This window comes from Streptomyces soli, from assembly GCF_003999195.1.
Classification (GTDB): Bacteria; Actinomycetota; Actinomycetes; order Streptomycetales; family Streptomycetaceae; genus Actinacidiphila; species Actinacidiphila soli.
In genome coordinates, this window is record NZ_RJVR01000330.1 from 47,968 (window position 1) to 63,675 (window position 15,708).

Genomic DNA, 15,708 nt, shown 5'->3' on the forward strand with positions numbered 1-15,708 from the left:
GGCCCGGCCGGGAGGAATACCTTTGACGGAGTCAAAGGTATTCGGAGGTGCCAGGTGCAGACGGAGACGAACCCCGCGCAGGAGATCCGCGCGTTCAACCGGTTCTACACGAACCGCATCGGCGCGCTGGACTACAGCCGCCGGCTGCACACGCCGTACACGCTGACCGAGGCGCGCGTCCTCTACGAGCTGGCGCACACCGGCCGCACGGACGCCGCCGACCTGCGGGCGGAGCTGTCGGTGGACGCGGGGCAGCTGAGCAGGATGCTGGCGAAGTTCGAGGAGCGGGGGCTGGTGAGCCGGGCCCCGTCGGACCGGGACGTGCGGCGGCAGCGGGTGGAGCTGACGGCCGCGGGGCGGGAGGCGGCGGCGCTGCTGGAGGAGCGGGCGCGGGAGGCGGTCGGGGAGATGCTGAGCGGCGTGGCGGCGGAGGACCGGCGGCGGCTGACCGAGGCGATGCGCACGGTGCGGGAGGTGCTGGGCGACGGGCAGGAGCCCCGGGCGGAGGTCCGGCTGCGCGGGCCGCGCGCCGGGGATCTGGGCTGGGTGATCCAGCGCAACGCGCAAGTGTACGCGGCCGAGTTCGGCTGGAACGAGGAGTACGAGGCGCTGGTCGCCCGCATCCTGGCCGATTTCGCGGTCGGGTTCGACGCGGAGCACGAGGCGGCGTGGGTGGCCGAGTTGAACGGCGAGCCCGTCGGCTGGGTCATGTGCGTGAAGGACGAGGCGCCGGGGGCGGCGAGGCTGCGGCTGCTGCTGGTCGAACCGGGCGCTCGGGGCCATGGGATCGGCAGGCGGCTGGTGGACCAGTGCGTCGACTTCGCGCGGGCCACCGGGTACCGGGAGCTGGTGCTGTGGACCAATGACGTGCTGGTGGCGGCCCGGAGGATCTATCAGGGGGCCGGTTTCGAGCTGGTGAGGCAGGAGCCGCACCACAGCTTCGGCAGGGACTTGGTGGGTCAGGACTGGCGGTTGCTGTTGTAGCGTCCGAAGGATGAAGCTCGCGTTCTCGACTCTCGGTGTGCCAGGCCTGCCCGTTCCGGAGGTGGTGCGGCTCGCCGCCGACCACGGCTTCCACGGTGTGGAGTTGCGGGCGGCGGCGGACGAGGAGCCGGTGCACATCGGCTTGACGGCGGATCACAGAGCCGAGGTGGCCGACCAATTCCACACGGCAGGCGTCGAGGTCGCGGGCATCGCGTCGTACGCGAAGGTGGCGGCGCCCGGCGCGGACGAGCCGGTGCTCGCCGACCTCCGCGCGCATGTGGACCTCGCCGCCGACCTGGGGAGTTCGTACGTCAGGGTGTTCCCGGGCGGTGAGGGTCCGGAGAGGGACGTCGTCGCGGCGCGCAGGCTGGCAGCAGGGGCGGAGCATGCCGCGGACCGGGGCGTACGGGTGCTGCTGGAGACGCATGACTCGCACCGCACCGGCGCCGACGTGGCCCGGGTCCTAGGGCTGGTGGGGCACCACAACGCGGGTGCGCTGTGGGATGTGATGCACACCTGGCTCGGCGGCGAGCAACCGGCGTCGTCGTACAAGGCGCTGGCCCCCTACCTCGGCTACGTACAGGTCAAGGACATCGCCTCCGCCGAGGACACGACGCCCCTGCCGCTGGGGGCAGGGGCGCTACCGCTGGCGGACACGGTGGAGGTGCTCAGCCGAGCGGGCTGGGACGGCTGGCTGTGCTGGGAGTACGAGAAGCGGTGGTACCCGCAGGCCCGGGAGCTGCCGGAACTGCTGGGGCCTGGGCGGGAGTATCTGCTGCGGCTGCTCGACGACTCGGCGTGAGGGACGTGACCGCCACACCGCCGACGAGAAGGACGGCCGCGCCCCAGCGGAGCGGGCTGACGGACTCACCGAGCAGCAGGGCGGCGGACGACATACCGAAGACGGGGACGAGGAGCGAGAAGGGGGCGACGGCGGAGGCGTCGTACGTACGCAGCAGGAAGCCCCAGACGCCGAAGCCGAAGACCGTGGTGACCCAGGCGACGTAGACGATGGCGCCGGCGCCGCTCCAGTCGAGGGCGCGCAGGGCGTCGAGGTCGGCGCCGGGGCCCTCGAAGAGCAGGGAGAGGACGAACAGGGGCAGCGGGGGGACAAGGCTGACCCAGACCATCCAGCTCAGCGCGTCGGGCGGGGAGGCCTTGCGGGTGAGGATGTTGGACACGCCCCAGAAGGCGGCGGCTGCGATGACCAGGGCGAAGGCCCCGAGCGGGCCCGAGGCGCCTTCGTCAATGGCGGCGAGGACGATTCCGCCGAAGGCGACGGCCATGCCGACGAGGCGGGCGCGGCCAGGGCGTTCACCCAGCAGGGTGATCGCCAGCAGGGCGGTGAAGACGGCCTGGATCTGCAGGACGAGGGAGGACAGCCCAGCGGGCATCCCCTGGTTCATCCCGATGAAGAGCAGGCCGAATTTGGCGACGCCGAGAGTGAGTCCGACGGAGACGACCCAGCGCAGCGCCACCTTGGGGCGGCGGACGAAGAAGACGGCGGGCACGGCGGCGACGAGGAAGCGCAGGGCGCAGAAGAGCAGCGGCGGGAAGTGCTCGAGTCCGACGTCGATGACGACGAAGTTGACGCCCCAAAGGGCGGCGACGAGGACGGCGAGGGCTAGGTGGGAGGGGCGCATGGCGGCGGCTGGCGGTCGCATGTGACTCAGCTTCGGGGCCGCGTAGTGTTTAGCACCAGCGATGTCTTCTTCATCGTCGGATTCAGGTCTGCTACATGGTCTGCTTCACGGTCTACATGATCTACACGGTCTACATGGTCTACCTGGTGGTGATGAGCCGATGCTGGATCTGGCCCGGTTGCGTGCCCTGCACGCGGTGCATGCTCACGGATCGGTGGGCGCCGCCGCGGCCGCACTGGGATACACGCCGTCCGCCGTCTCGCAGCAGATCTCCAAGCTGGAGCGCGAAACCCGGACCCGGCTGCTGGAGCGGCACGGGCGCGGGGTCGCACTGACCGACGCCGCGCAGCTGCTGGTCGCGACCGCGCAGCAGCTGATGTCGCTGGTGGAGGAGGCGGAGGTGGCGCTTGAGGAGCAGCGCGGCCGGCCCGCCGGGCGGCTGACGGTGGCCGCCTTCCCAACGGCGGCGTGCGGGCTGCTGCCCGGGGTGCTGGCCGAGCTGACGGCCGCTCATCCCACGCTGGAGCTGCGGCTGGTGGAGGTCGACCCGCATCTGTCGGTGGACCTGGTGGCGCGGGGCGTGGTGGACCTGGCCGTGGCCCACGACTGGGACATCGCCCCGCTGCCTGCCCCCGAAGGCCTGGAGCGGGCGGTGATCGGCGACGACCGGTGCGATGTGCTGGTCCCGGCCGGACACCGGCTGGCGGCGCGCGAGTCGGTCGTACGGGAGGATCTGGCCGACGAGCGCTGGATCTGCCAGCCGCCGGGGACGGTGTGCCACGACTGGCTGGTGCGTACGTTGCGCGAGTCCGGTTCGGAGCCGGAGCTGGCCTTCCAGGTGGCGGAGTACCGGACCCAGTTGGCGCTGGTGGCCGCGGGGCTGGGCATCGCGCTCGTGCCGAGGCTCGGGCGCGGGGTGGTGCCGGAGGGGGTCGCGGCGGTGCGACTCGACCCGATGCCGGTGCGGCGGCTCTACGCCGTATGGCGTACGGGAGCGGCGAGGCGCCCGGCAATCACCGAGACCGTCCGCGTGTTGCGCGCTCACTGGGCGCCGGAAACCGGCTGATATCCGACCATGGGTACATGGAACCGACCAGGAGCCGCCCCCGTCCAACCGCCATGCTGCTGGTGAGTCTCCGCAGGGTGGTGTTGGTCGCGCTGCTGGCTGCGTCGCTGACAACCCTCTCCGCCGCCTGCGGCCGGCAGCAGTCCGCCACCGGCGCGCCCCCCCTTGACGGCGCCGGTGGCGGCCCCTCTTCCTCCTCCTCGCGGGTAGCCTTCCGCCTGGTTCATCTGGCGGCAACGACGCGCGGGGTGCCCGATGTGCATACGGTGCTCGGCAGCGAGGGTGATCTGGCCAGATTCCCGGGCTACTTCGCGAGATCCGCGCCGGAGATCGCTCAGCAGATCACGGCCAAGGCGGCGAGGACCGACTTCTCGCGCAGCGTGTTGGTGGGCTGGTCCAGGACCACGGGCTGCAGCACGGCGACGGACGCCGTTCTGCGTCTCGACGCGGGCAAGCGACTGCACCTCGGGGTGGCGCAGCCCAAGCCTCCCGGCGAGTGCTTCGTGGCGAATCACGTGGTGACGCTCTTCGAGGTGCCGCGCGGCAGCCTGCCGGACCACCCGCGCTTCGCGCAGGAGGCGAGCGAGGAGGCCGATCCGCCGGGGCCGGGTACGACCGTGGCCTTCACCCATCTGGACACGGTGCCGAAGGACACGGTGAAGGGCGGCGGGGACGGCGGCGGCACCGAGGTCACCCGGGCGAGCGAACTGGACGCGTTCCTCGCCCAGTTGTCCGGTCGTGGCCCAGCCACCGTACGCAAGCAACTCGCCGCGCATCCGGTGCGGGCTGGGGAGCGGCGCTTCGGGTACATCCTGTCCGGCTGCAGGCCCACGGGCGCGGCTCTGCTGATCAGTCCGGGGCAGGCGGCAGTGAACGCCGTGCCGACCGGGGACGAGAACATCCGCTGCATCCAGGCGCAGCACTACGCGGCCGTGGTCGGCGTCGCCGGGGGCCTGCTCTGATCACGTGACGGGGCCCGGCCGCGTCCCCTATCCTCGCGAAAGGGGCGCAGCCGCGCATTTTGCTCCTGGGGATGCAATGGGGGACGGTCATGCGCATATATGCGGTTTCCGGGCAGCTGCTGGGGACGGCGGGGTTGGCCGCGCTGCTGCTGACCGCCTGCACACCGGCCTCCGACGGCACCGACGACACCGGGGGCGCCACCAAGCTTACGGGCAGCCCTTCACGTACCACGGACGACGGGGTCTTCCTGGCCAGGGGCGAGTGCGCGACTGCGGATCCGGTCGGCGCGTACCGGGAGACCGACTGCTCCGACCCGGCGGCGACCGCCCGCGTGGTGTCCCGGCTGTACGGGCTGCTGCCCGCCTCGCCCACTCCCTCCGCCCCGGCCGCCGTCGCCCGGGCGGGTGACCGCTGCCCGGCGAACACCGACTTCGTCCTCACCGTCTCCGCCGGCAGCCCCCAGGGCTACGCCTGCATGCGCAACCTCGGCCCCCCGCATCCCGGCGACCCCGGCGCAGGCGGCGGCCCGCGCACCGTCACCGGCGACTGCGTCTACACCTCCCGCGAGGGCGAGGTGCGGGAGACCTCCTGCGACGGCTCCCACCAGCACAAGCCGCAGTACCGGATCGTCGCGGTCACCTGGAAGCGCTCCGCCTGCCCGACTGGGACGGCGCTCTACGTCGGCCTCGGACCGGCGGGCGTGGGCTGCGCCCGCCGGCTCTGACCGGCCCAGGACCTACGGCGGCGGGGCCCCGCCTAGGCGACCGCCTCGCTGCTCTCGTCCTCGCCGACGAAGGCCCGCCAGAGCGAGGCGTACCGGCCTTCGCGCGCCAGCAGTTCCTCGTGCGTGCCGTCCTCGACGACGCGGCCGTGGTCGAGGACGACGACACGGTCGGCCCGGGCGGCCGTGGTGAGCCGGTGGGCGACGACGAGCGTCGTGCGGCGCGACGCCAGGCGGTCGGCGGCCTGGTTAACCAGGCCCTCGGTGGCGAGGTCGAGGGCGGCCGTGGCCTCGTCGAGCAGCAGGATGCCCGGGTCGACGAGCTCCGCGCGGGCGAGGGCGATCAACTGCCGTTGCCCGGCGGAGAGATTGCGGCCGCGTTCGGCGACGGTGTGGAGATAGCCACCGTCGAGCGTCGCGATCATCTCGTGGGCGCCGACCGCCCGCGCGGCTGCCTCGACCTCCGCGTCGGTCGCGTCCATCCGCCCGTACGCGATCGCATCGCGCACCGTCCCGGCGAAGAGGTACGGCTCCTGCGGTACGACGCCGAGCCGGCGCCGGAATCCGGTGAGGTCCAGGTCCCGCACGTCGTGGCCGTCCACGCGGACCGCGCCCTGGGTCGGGTCGTAGAAACGGGCGACCAGCTTCACGAGGGTGGACTTGCCCGCGCCGGTCTCCCCGACGAAGGCGACGGTCTGCCCGGCGGGTATGCGGAGGTTGACCCCGGACAGGGCCTCGGCGCCGTCCTCGGCGTACCGGAAGTGGACGTCGTCGAAGGCGATCTCGCCGCGCAGCTCACCGACTTCGTCCGGCTCTGCGGCGATCGGGGTCGTGGTCGGGGTGTGCAGCAGTTCGCGTATCCGGCCGAGGGATACCGATGCCTGCTGGTACCCGTCGAAGACCTGGGAGAGCTGCTGCACGGGGGAGAAGAACAGGTCGATGTAGAGCAGATAGGCGACCAGGGCGCCCGCAGTGAGGGTGCCGGCGCCGACCCGGTTGGCGCCGACGATCAGCACCAGGGCACCGGCGGCGCTGGACAGGAACTGGACGAAGGGGAAGTAGACCGAGATCAGGAACTGCCCCCGGAGGCGGGCCTGCCGGTAGGCGTCGCTGCGTCCTGCGAATCGCTCGGCGCCGCCCTCCTCGCGGCGGAAGGCCTGCACGATGCGCAGCCCGGCGACGTGCTCCTGCAGGTCGGCGTTGACGATGCTCACCCGTTCGCGGGCGAGTTCGTACGCCTGCCGGGACTTGCGGCGGAAAACCCAGGTGGCGGCGAGGAGGACGGGCAGGGTCGCGAAGACCATCAGCGCGAGCTGGATGTCGATGGCGAGCAGCGCGACGAGGATGCCGAAGAAGGTCAGCAGGCTGACCAGGGCGGTGACGAGGCCGGTCTGCAGGAAGGTCGACAGGGCGTCCACATCGGTGGTCATCCGGGTCATGATGCGGCCGCTCAACTCACGCTCGTAGTAGTCGAGTCCGAGCCGGTGCAGGTGAGCGAAGATCTTGACGCGGAGGGTGTAGAGGACGCGTTCGCCGGTGCGGCCGGTGAGCCGGGTGGAACCCCACTGCGCAGCCCACTGACCGATGACGATGAGCAGGCCCAGGAGGGATGCGGCCCAGACCGCGCCCAGCGCGGCCTGCCGTACTCCGGAGTCGATGCCGTGCCGGATCAGGACCGGCAGCAGCAGCCCGGCGAGGGCGTCGGCGGCGACCAGGAGCAGGCTGAACAGCAGGGGCTGGCGGAAGCCGCTCAGCAGGCTGCGCAGGCCGAAGTCCTGGTCAGCGGTGCGGGCCGCATCTGCGTCCACCTCCGGGGTGTCGGCGGCCGGCGGCAGCGCGGCGACCTTGGCCAGCAGCTCAGGTGTGGCGGGCATGCCGGCCATGGCGGCTGCCATCCCGCCGGGTCCGCCGGTCGCGGCCGCGGCAGCAGCCGTCCCCTGGCCTCGGTCCTGGTCGGCATGTGCCTCGCGGCGGTCGCGCGGCCACAGCTCGGGGGTGATGCCGCCGTCCGTCGTGGCCGGGGCGACGGCCAGTCCGGTCGCTGATGCCTCGCCGTCCCGGAAGGCGACCAGACCTGCCGGGTCGTGGGTCACGACGTCCGCGCCCAGCTCGTCCGGGTCGGTGAGCAGCCGCCGGTAGAGCGAGCAGCGCGCCTCCAGCTCCTCATGGGTGCCGAAGTCCACCAGCCGTCCCGCCTCCATGACGGCTATCCGGTCCGCCAGGGCCAGGGTGGAGCGGCGGTGGGCGATCAGGAGGGTGGTGCGACCGGCCATGACCTCGCGCAGGGCGTCATGAATGTCGGCCTCGACCTGCGCGTCGACGGCGGAGGTGGCGTCGTCGAGGAGCAGCAGGCGCGGGTCGGTGAGGATGGCGCGGGCCAGGGCGATGCGCTGCCGCTGGCCGCCGGAGAGAGTGAGTCCCTGCTCGCCGACGACGGTCTCGTACCCGTCGGGCAGGGCGGTGATGAACTCGTGGGCCTGCGCGTGCCGGGTGGCGGTGAGGATCTGCTCGTCCGTGGCGTCCGGGTGGCCGTACGCGATGTTGGCGCGGACGGTGTCCGAGAAGAGGAAGCTGTCCTCGGGCACCAGCCCTGTGGCGTCGCGCAGCGAATCGAAAGTCAGCTCGCGGACGTCCTCGCCACCGACCTTCACCGCGCCGCCCGTGGCATCGTAGAAGCGCGGCAGCAGCAGAGAGACCGTCGACTTGCCGCTGCCGGAGGCGCCGACGACGGCGACGGTCTCGCCGGGTTCGATCCGCAGGGAGAAGTCGTCGAGCACGGGTCGCTCGGGGTCGTAGCCGAAGCTGACATGGTCGAACTCGACCGTCGCCGGGGCCTCGCGCGGCAGCTCCCGCGACCCCTCGGCCAGCGTGGGCTCGGTGTCGATCAGTTCGAGAACCCGCTCGACGCCGGCCCTGGCCTGTTGTCCGAGGGTCAGCATCATCGTGAGCATCCGTACGGGCCCGGTGAGCTGGGCAAGATACGTCGAGAAGGCGACGAAGGTGCCCAGGCTGATCTGGCCGCGTGTCGCCATCCAGCCGCCCAGGGCCAGCATCCCGACCTGGCCGAGCGCCGGGACGGCCTGCAGGGCCGGGCTGTAGCGGGCGTTCAGCCGGATGGTGCGCAGCCGGCCGGCGAACAGCTTGCCGCTGACGCCCTCCAGCTTCGTCATCTCCTGCTGCTCCTGCCCGAAGCCCTTCACGACCCGAACCCCGGTGACCGATCCCTCGACGATCCCGGCGACGGCGGCCGCCTGGCCCTGCGCGTACCAGGTGGCGGGGAAGAGCTTGTCGCGGCTGCGGTCGGCCAGGAACCACAGGGCGGGGGCGACGGCCAGCGCTATCAGGGTGAGCAGCGGCGACAGGACGAGCATCACGACGAGCGACATCACGAAGAGCAGCAAATTGCCCAGCATGACCGGCCACATCCACAGCAGCCCCTGGATCAGCTGCAGGTCGCTGGTCGCGCGGCCGACGATCTGCCCGGTGTTGAGCTCGTCCTGCCGGGCCCCGTCCAGCCGCGTCAGCGAGCGGAACATGTCGGTGCGCAGGTCGTGCTGCACGTCGAGGGCGAGCCGGCCGCCGTAGAAGCGCCGCACATAGGTGAGCCCGTAGACCACGAGGGCGGCCGCCAGCAGCGCGAAGGCCCAGGGCGCGAGCGGCCGGTCGTGCGCGAGGATCACATCGTCGATGATCACCTTGGGCACCAGCGGCACTAGGGCGGTCACCGCCATGCCGCCGAGCGACGCCCCAAGCGCCAGCAGCACATTGCGCCGGTAATGCCAGCAGTAGCCGATGAGCCGCCTCAGCCAGCCGCTCTGTTTCCCGTCACTGCCCGTCCCCGCCACCCGGAACCTCCCCGCTCTGTACGCCTGTCACCGCAGCATGTGGCAACGCGCTGGCGTGCGGATTTCATCCTGCTGCAACAAAGCTAGGGCAGAGGTCCGACAGCGGCCGGTCCATGGACCTAGGCCTGTGGATAACTTTGGGACCTAGGACAGGCGGCGGGGCAGACGGGCGGTCAGCGAGTACAGCCGGGTGATCTGGACGGCGTTCTGGTTGTCGTCGCTGACCAGCAGCAGGCGCAGGCCGCCGCCCGGGGTGTGGCCGGTGACGGCGAGGCCCTCGATGTTGTCGAGGAGGGGGTTGGGCTGGGGCTGCTTGGCGGTGGCGCCCAGGGACGGGCAGTCGCCGATGTCGGCTAGGAGGGTCTTGCCGACCAGGCGGATGCCGTCCTGGCCGGTGAGGTTCTCGGTGCCGCTGGTGTCGGTGGCGCGGGCGGGGTCGGCGAGGTAAAGGCGGACGGTGTTGCCCACGCCGGAGGTGTAGCCGCGCTCGAGGACGAGGAGGCGGCCGTCTACGGTGGCGGCGATCTCGGAGACGCCGAGGCCGGTGTCGACGCGGTAGCCGTACTGCTCGGAGAGCCGGAAGTCCTGGCCCGAGCCGTGTCGCCGCCAGGTCTGGAACCGCACGATGTCGCTGGTGTCGCCGGAGAGCGCACCCTCCATGGAGGCGATCAGGGTGCGGCCGCCGGGCTGGAGGGTGAGCCCTTCGAACGTCAGGTTCTTCGTCGCGCGCCCGGTCGGGGCGACCAGCAGGGGGGCGGGCACGGGCAGCCGGCCGATGGTGGTGCCGGCGCGGTCGTAGCGGCGGATGGCCGGAGTGGTCTCGTCGGTGATCAGCCGGGTGCCGTCGCGGTCGACGACCAGGGCCTCGGAATCCAGCGCGGCCCCGGTCTCGTCGGCCAGCTGGACGACGCCGACCGGCTGGTGGGTCTTCGCGTCCAGGCTGAAGAGCGACGACCGGTCCGACAATGCCGCTATCCGCCCGTCGGTGTCGACGGTCAGCGCCGACAGATTGCCCACGAAGGTGCCGTCGAAGGTCGTCTTGTCGAGGGCGTCGGAGAAGCCGTCGATGCTCACCGACGAGGAGCAGGCGTGCGAGACACCTCCCTGTGCTGGCCTGGGCCTGAACCGTGGTCAGACAGGTGATCGCCGCGAGCCCGGCGCTGACGCTTGCAAGTGCAGTCCGCATAGGCATGGCGTCACATTAGGCCCAGGCGTTCGCGGACCGTGTTGCCTTCCGGGGTCCTCTCAGTGAACGTGCGTGGGCGCGAACATTCGCAGCAGCGCAGGGAGTACGACCACCGAAGGGCCTGGTGAGGCCAGCGCCTTGGCCAGGTCCTCGCGCAGCGCTTCCGGTGTCGTCAGGACCGCCGGGACCCCGAAGGACTCGGCGAGGGCTGTGAAGTCCGGCCGGGCAAGCTCGGTGGCGGTGGCCTCACCGAAGGCGCCGTTCATGTACTCGCGGAGGATCCCGTAGCCGCCGTCGTCGACGATCAGCCAGGTGACGGGCAGTGCGTACTGCCTGGCGGTGGCCAGCTCCGCTATGGAGTACATCGCGCCGCCGTCGCCGGAGACGGCGAGCACGGGCTTCGTGGGGTCGGCGGCGGCCGCGCCGAGGGCGGCGGGGAAGCCGTACCCGAGGCCGCCGGCGCCCTGGGCGGAGTGCATCGGCCCAGGCCAGGCGGACCAGGCCCAGTAGGCCAGGATCGTCATGTCCCAGAAGCTCGGACTGTCCTCCGGAAGCGCCTCGCGGACGGCGGCGAGCACCTGCTGCTCCAGCGCGAGGTCCTGGCCGTCGATACGGTCCCCGACCCGGGCCAGCAGTTCGGCGGCGGCTTCGGCGGCGGCGCCGTCGGAGCTGCGGGCGGCGGTGAGGTCGCACAGGGCGGCCAGCGCTAGCCGGGCGTCGGAGTGGATACCGAGCGCGGGGTGGTTGGACTCCAGCTTGCCGAGGTCGGCCTCGATCTGGATCACCCGGCCGCGGGGACGGAAGGTGTGGTAGTTCGAGCTCAGCTCGCCAAGTCCGGAGCCGACGACCAGCAGGACGTCGGCCTCTTCGAGGAAGTCGGTGGTGTGCCGGTCCTCCAGCCACGACCGGAGCGACAGCGGGTGCTCCCAAGGGAACGCCCCTTTGCCGCCGAAGGTCGAGGCCACCGGCGCGTCCAGCCGCTCGGCCAGGGCCCGCAGCTCCACCTCGGCCCAGGACCGTACGACGCCGCCTCCCGCCAGAATCACCGGCTGCCGGGCATCCGACAGCAGCCGCGCGGCCTCGGTGATCAGCTCGGGGCGCGGCTCCAGGGGGCGCGGCGCGGCCCGCAGCGAGGTGACCGGCGGGACAGTGACCCGGGCCAGCAGGATGTCCTGTGGGATCTCGACCCACACGGGCCCGTACGGGACGGTGCTCGCGGATTCCCAGGCGGCGGCGATGGCCGAGGGAATCTGGGATGCCGTACGGACCGTGTGGACGGACTTGACGATGTCGCGGAACGACGCCTTCTGGTCGGCCAGTTCATGCAGATAGCCGTGCCGGCCGCCGCCCAGACCCGCCACCGGGACCTGGCTGCCGATGGCCAGCACCGGCGCCGACGCGGCGGCCGACTCCTGGAGCGCGGCCAGCGTCATGAGGGCGCCGGGCCCGGTGGACACCAGCAGCGGCGCCGGCTCGCCGGTGACCCGGGCGAAGGCGTCGGCGGCGAAGCCCGCGTTGTTCTCCACGCGCAGGCCGACATAGGTCAGCCGCGAGCGCCGCAGGGCGTCGAAGGCGCCCAGCGCGTGCTGCCCGGGCAGGCCGAAGACGGTCGACGCGCCCAGCGCGGTCAGCGACTCGACGACCAGGTCGCCGCCGTTGCGCCCGCTCACCGAGCTCACGCGCGGGCCGCCGCGATCTGACGGGCCATGATCGTGGTCAGCTCGTACGCGGTGTGGCAGGCCGCGACCGAGGTGATCTCGGCGTGGTCGTACGCCGGGGCGACCTCGACGAGATCGGCGGAGACCAGGTTGCAGGAGGCGAGTCCGCGCAGGATCTCCAGCAGCTCGCGGGAGGTGAGACCGCCGGCCTCGGGGGTGCCGGTGCCGGGGGCGTGGGCGGGGTCGAGGACGTCGATGTCGATGGAGATGTAGAGCGGGCGGGCGCCGACGCGCTCGCGCAGCTGCTGGGCGACCTCGTCGACGCCGCGCCGCATGACGTCGGCGGAGGTGACGATGCCGAAACCCATCTTCTCGTCGTCGGTGAGGTCCTGCTTGCCGTACAGCGGGCCGCGCGTGCCGACGTGCGAGAGGGCGGAGGTGTCGAGGATGCCCTCCTCGACGGCGCGGCGGAAGGGCGTGCCGTGGGTGTACTCGGCGCCGAAGTAGGTGTCCCAGGTGTCCAGATGGGCGTCGAAGTGCAGCAGCGCGACCGGGCCGTGCTTGCGGGCGACGGAACGCAGCAGCGGCAGGGCGATGGTGTGGTCGCCGCCGAGCGTCATGAGGCGGGCGCCGGTGTCGAGCAGGTCGTCGGCGGCGGCCTGGACGGTCTCGACGGCCTCGTTGATGTTGAACGGGTTGGCGGCGATGTCCCCGGCGTCCGCGACCTGGGCGAGCGCGAAGGGCGAGGCGTCCTGCGCCGGGTTGTACGGGCGCAGGAGGCGGCTGGCCTCGCGGATGGCGTTGCCGCCGAAGCGGGCGCCGGGCCGGTAGGACACGCCGCTATCGAACGGGACGCCGACCACGGCCACATCGGCGGAGCCGACCTCGTCGAGGCGGGGCAGCCGGGCGAACGTGGCGGGCCCGGCATACCGCGGGATGCGGGAGGAGTCGACGGGGCCGCGCGGCTGCTCGGTGCTGCTCATGGTTACTGCCTTCTTTCGGTTACCGCGAGTTCTGCGTACTGCGTGTACTTGTACTGCTTGTACCGCGTGTTCTTTCTTCGTGATCTGCGTGTTCAGATCTGGGCCGGGGCCGTGGCTTCCGCCGTGGCTCCCGGGCGTCCCGCCAGCCGCTCGCGCCAGGCGGCGAGGACGGCGGCGTCGGTGGGCCGGGTGGCCAGGCTCACGGCGACGAATGCCACGAGAGAGGCCAGCAGTCCGTAGTAAACGGGCTCGTTGGCCAGGATGCCCTTCCAGGCCATGAGGCCGACGACGGCCGCGCCGCCGACCACGACCGAGGACAGGGCGCCGGCCGCGGTGCCGCGCTTCCACAGCAGACCGCCGAGGATCGGCACCAGCAGCCCGCCCACGAGGAGGTTGTACGCGACGGTCAGGGCCTCGACGACGTTGTTCAGTGCGATGGCCGTGCCGATCACGGCGACGCCCATGACAAGTATGAAGGCTCGATTGCCGGACACCTCGTCACGGCCGCCGTCCTCCTCGTTCTTCGCATCGCCGCGGGTGAGGGCACCGCGCAGCCGGGACCAGATGTCGTTGTTGGCGACCGTCGCACAGGCGATCAGCGCACCGGAGGAGGTCGACATGACCGCCGACAGCGCCGCGGCCAGCACCAGTCCACGCACACCCACCGGCAGCGCGTCCCTGACGATCGTCGCGAAGGCGTCGTCCGCCGCGCCCAGGTTCGGGTACAGCACCTTCGCCGCCGTGCCGATGACCGCTCCGGCCAGCGCGTAGACAAGGCAGTAGACGCCGGCGACCGTGCCGCCGAGCTTGGCGACCTTGTCGCTGCGGGCGGTGAACACCCGCTGCCAGATGTCCTGCCCGATGAGCATGCCGAAGGTGTAGATCAGGACGTAGGTGAAGATCGTCTGGCCGCCGATGCCGAGCGGCGAGGAGTACTCGGTCGGCAGCTGCGCCTTCATCTCGGCGAAGCCGCCCGCCCTGACGACGGCGATCGGCAGCAGGAGCAGCAGCACGCCGATGGTCTTCACCACGAACTGCACCATGTCCGTCAGCGTGATAGACCACATGCCGCCGAGCGCCGAGTACGCGACCACGATCGCCCCGCCGAGGATGATCGCGAAGGTACGGTCGAGGCCGAAGAGGACGTCGAAGATCGTCGCGTAGGCGATCGTCGAGGTCACCGCGAGCATCAGCGTGTACGCCCACATGACCACGCCCGAGATGAGCCCGGCGGAGCCGCCGTAGCGCAGGTCGAGCATCTCGGAGACGGTGTAGACCTTCAGGCGGGCGATGCGCGCCGAGAAGAAAATGCTGAGGGCCAGTAGACCGAGGCCGATGGTGAAGACCATCCAGGCGCCGGACAGGCCGTACTGGTAGCCGAGGCCAACCCCTCCGATGGTGGAGGCGCCGCCGAGGACAATGGCCGCCATCGTGCCGGAGTACATTGCAGGGCCGAGGCGGCGGCCCGCGACCAGGAAGTCGCTCTTGGACTTGGCGCGGCGCATGCCGCACCAGCCCATGGCCAGCATGCCGGCCAGGTAGACCACAATCACCGCGTAGTCGACAGCCATGGGCTTCCTCCATTCCGCTCGGTCTGTTGGTGCCGTTTCGATTGCTGACCATAAGTTGCCGAAAGATGGCGCAGAAGCGTACGTTCTATCCACTCACCGCAGGCAGAGTGGATAGAACGCACATGCCTCACTCCCCACCTCCCGGCCCTCCGACGCCGGCTGTGCCGCTGTCCGAACTCATCGGCCGCGCCGACCTCGGCCTGCACCAGGTCGCCGGGCCCGAGGAGGACGTGCCGATCCACCTGGTGCACACCAGCGAGATGGAGGACCCGGTCCCCTATCTGCTGGGCGGCGAGCTGCTGCTCACCGCGGGCGTCCACTTCGAGTCGGCGGCGGGCTCCGGCGCCTACCTGGACCGCTATGTGGCCCGGACGGTCGAGGCGGGGGCGACTGCGCTGGGCTTCGGCCTCGCCCCCGTGCACGACGAGACCCCGCGCGCCCTCATCGCCGCCTGCGGCCGCTACGGCCTCCCCCTGGTCGAGGTACCGCCCGCCACGCCCTTCACCGCCGTCGCCCGCGCGGTCTGGCAGGCCATGGCGGAGGCCCGGCACCGCGAGCTGCGCCGGGTCACCGAGGCCCAGCAGTCCCTCGCGGCGGCCGCCGCCCGCCCGGACCCGGTGCCCGCCGTGCTCCGCAGGCTTGCCCAGCGCGTGGCCGGCTGGGCGGCGCTGGTGTCGCCCGGCAGCGAGGAACTGTACGCGGCAGGGGCTGCCCCCGCCGCCGAGGTGCGCGCCGCCGCCGGGCGGCTGGCCCGGGCCGTCCGCCCGGCCCCTGCCTCCGCCAGCGACACCGTCGCCGGAACGCAACTGGTGGCGTACGCCCTCTCCGGGGGCGCCCCCAGCGAGCGGCCCGCGCTCGTGGTCGCCACGGAGCGGCGCGATCCTGCCGACCACACCATCGCCACCGTCGCAGCGGTCCTCCTTTCGCTGCTCACCGGCCCGCATCTGGGGACCGCCGAGGCCGGACGGTCGGCGGCCCTGGTGCGGCTGCTCCTCGGCGCGCCGCCCGAGGAGGCCGCCCCGCTCCTGGGGCCGCAGCCGCTGTGGACCGTGGTCCACGCGCTGCGCCGCGGCCCGGCGGCCGACCCC

The 15,708-nt window shown here is 71.9% G+C and carries 11 protein-coding genes and 1 pseudogene; 6 read left to right on the top strand and 6 right to left on the bottom strand.

Annotated elements, in window-relative coordinates:
- Positions 1-54 precede the first annotated feature (54 nt).
- Complete coding sequence (locus EFK10_RS39335) at positions 55-984, top strand: bifunctional helix-turn-helix transcriptional regulator/GNAT family N-acetyltransferase (RefSeq protein ID WP_127360435.1); 930 nt, start codon at positions 55-57, stop codon at positions 982-984.
- 10 nt (positions 985-994) lie between these two features.
- Positions 995-1,660: pseudogene (locus EFK10_RS39340) on the top strand (sugar phosphate isomerase/epimerase family protein); the annotation flags it as partial.
- Here EFK10_RS39340 and EFK10_RS39345 read toward each other — a convergent pair.
- Positions 1,653-2,627 carry an EamA family transporter gene (locus EFK10_RS39345; protein ID WP_127360449.1) on the bottom strand — a complete coding sequence of 325 codons (975 nt, stop codon included), beginning with the start codon at positions 2,625-2,627 and terminating at the stop codon, positions 1,653-1,655. The pseudogene EFK10_RS39340 and the gene EFK10_RS39345 overlap by 8 nt on opposite strands.
- A gap of 160 nt (positions 2,628-2,787) precedes the next feature.
- Here EFK10_RS39345 and EFK10_RS39350 point away from each other — a divergent pair, with 160 nt between their 5' ends.
- The 3 genes from EFK10_RS39350 to EFK10_RS39360 all read left to right on the top strand — a co-directional run bounded on the left by EFK10_RS39350 (position 2,788) and on the right by EFK10_RS39360 (position 5,380).
- Positions 2,788-3,693, top strand: a complete 906-nt coding sequence (locus EFK10_RS39350) for a LysR family transcriptional regulator (RefSeq protein ID WP_127360437.1) — start codon at positions 2,788-2,790, stop codon at positions 3,691-3,693.
- Positions 3,694-3,710: 17 nt separating this feature from the next.
- A complete protein-coding gene (locus EFK10_RS39355) occupies positions 3,711-4,655 on the top strand; it encodes a hypothetical protein (protein ID WP_127360438.1) in 945 nt (314 codons plus the stop codon).
- An 89-nt stretch (positions 4,656-4,744) separates the two neighbouring features.
- Complete coding sequence (locus EFK10_RS39360) at positions 4,745-5,380, top strand: hypothetical protein (RefSeq protein WP_127360439.1); 636 nt, start codon at positions 4,745-4,747, stop codon at positions 5,378-5,380.
- A 32-nt stretch (positions 5,381-5,412) separates the two neighbouring features.
- Here the strand turns inward: EFK10_RS39360 and EFK10_RS39365 are convergent, their stop codons facing one another.
- From EFK10_RS39365 to EFK10_RS39385, 5 genes are all read right to left on the bottom strand, one after another.
- On the bottom strand, positions 5,413-9,222 hold the full coding sequence (locus EFK10_RS39365; RefSeq protein WP_127360440.1) for an ABC transporter ATP-binding protein: 3,810 nt from the start codon (positions 9,220-9,222) through the stop codon (positions 5,413-5,415).
- Positions 9,223-9,366: 144 nt separating this feature from the next.
- Complete coding sequence (locus EFK10_RS39370) at positions 9,367-10,296, bottom strand: esterase-like activity of phytase family protein (RefSeq protein WP_322973460.1); 930 nt, start codon at positions 10,294-10,296, stop codon at positions 9,367-9,369.
- A gap of 171 nt (positions 10,297-10,467) precedes the next feature.
- Positions 10,468-12,078 carry a thiamine pyrophosphate-binding protein gene (locus EFK10_RS39375; RefSeq protein ID WP_206305776.1) on the bottom strand — a complete coding sequence of 537 codons (1,611 nt, stop codon included), beginning with the start codon at positions 12,076-12,078 and terminating at the stop codon, positions 10,468-10,470.
- Positions 12,079-12,083: 5 nt separating this feature from the next.
- Entirely contained in the window at positions 12,084-13,049 is a 966-nt protein-coding gene (speB, locus tag EFK10_RS39380; protein WP_127360442.1) for an agmatinase, read from the bottom strand.
- Positions 13,050-13,141: 92 nt separating this feature from the next.
- A complete protein-coding gene (locus EFK10_RS39385) occupies positions 13,142-14,620 on the bottom strand; it encodes a sodium:solute symporter (RefSeq protein WP_127360443.1) in 1,479 nt (492 codons plus the stop codon).
- Between the two features lie 122 nt (positions 14,621-14,742).
- Here EFK10_RS39385 and EFK10_RS39390 point away from each other — a divergent pair.
- On the top strand, positions 14,743-15,708 hold a 966-nt coding region (locus EFK10_RS39390; protein ID WP_206305777.1), incomplete at its 3' end, for a PucR family transcriptional regulator ligand-binding domain-containing protein.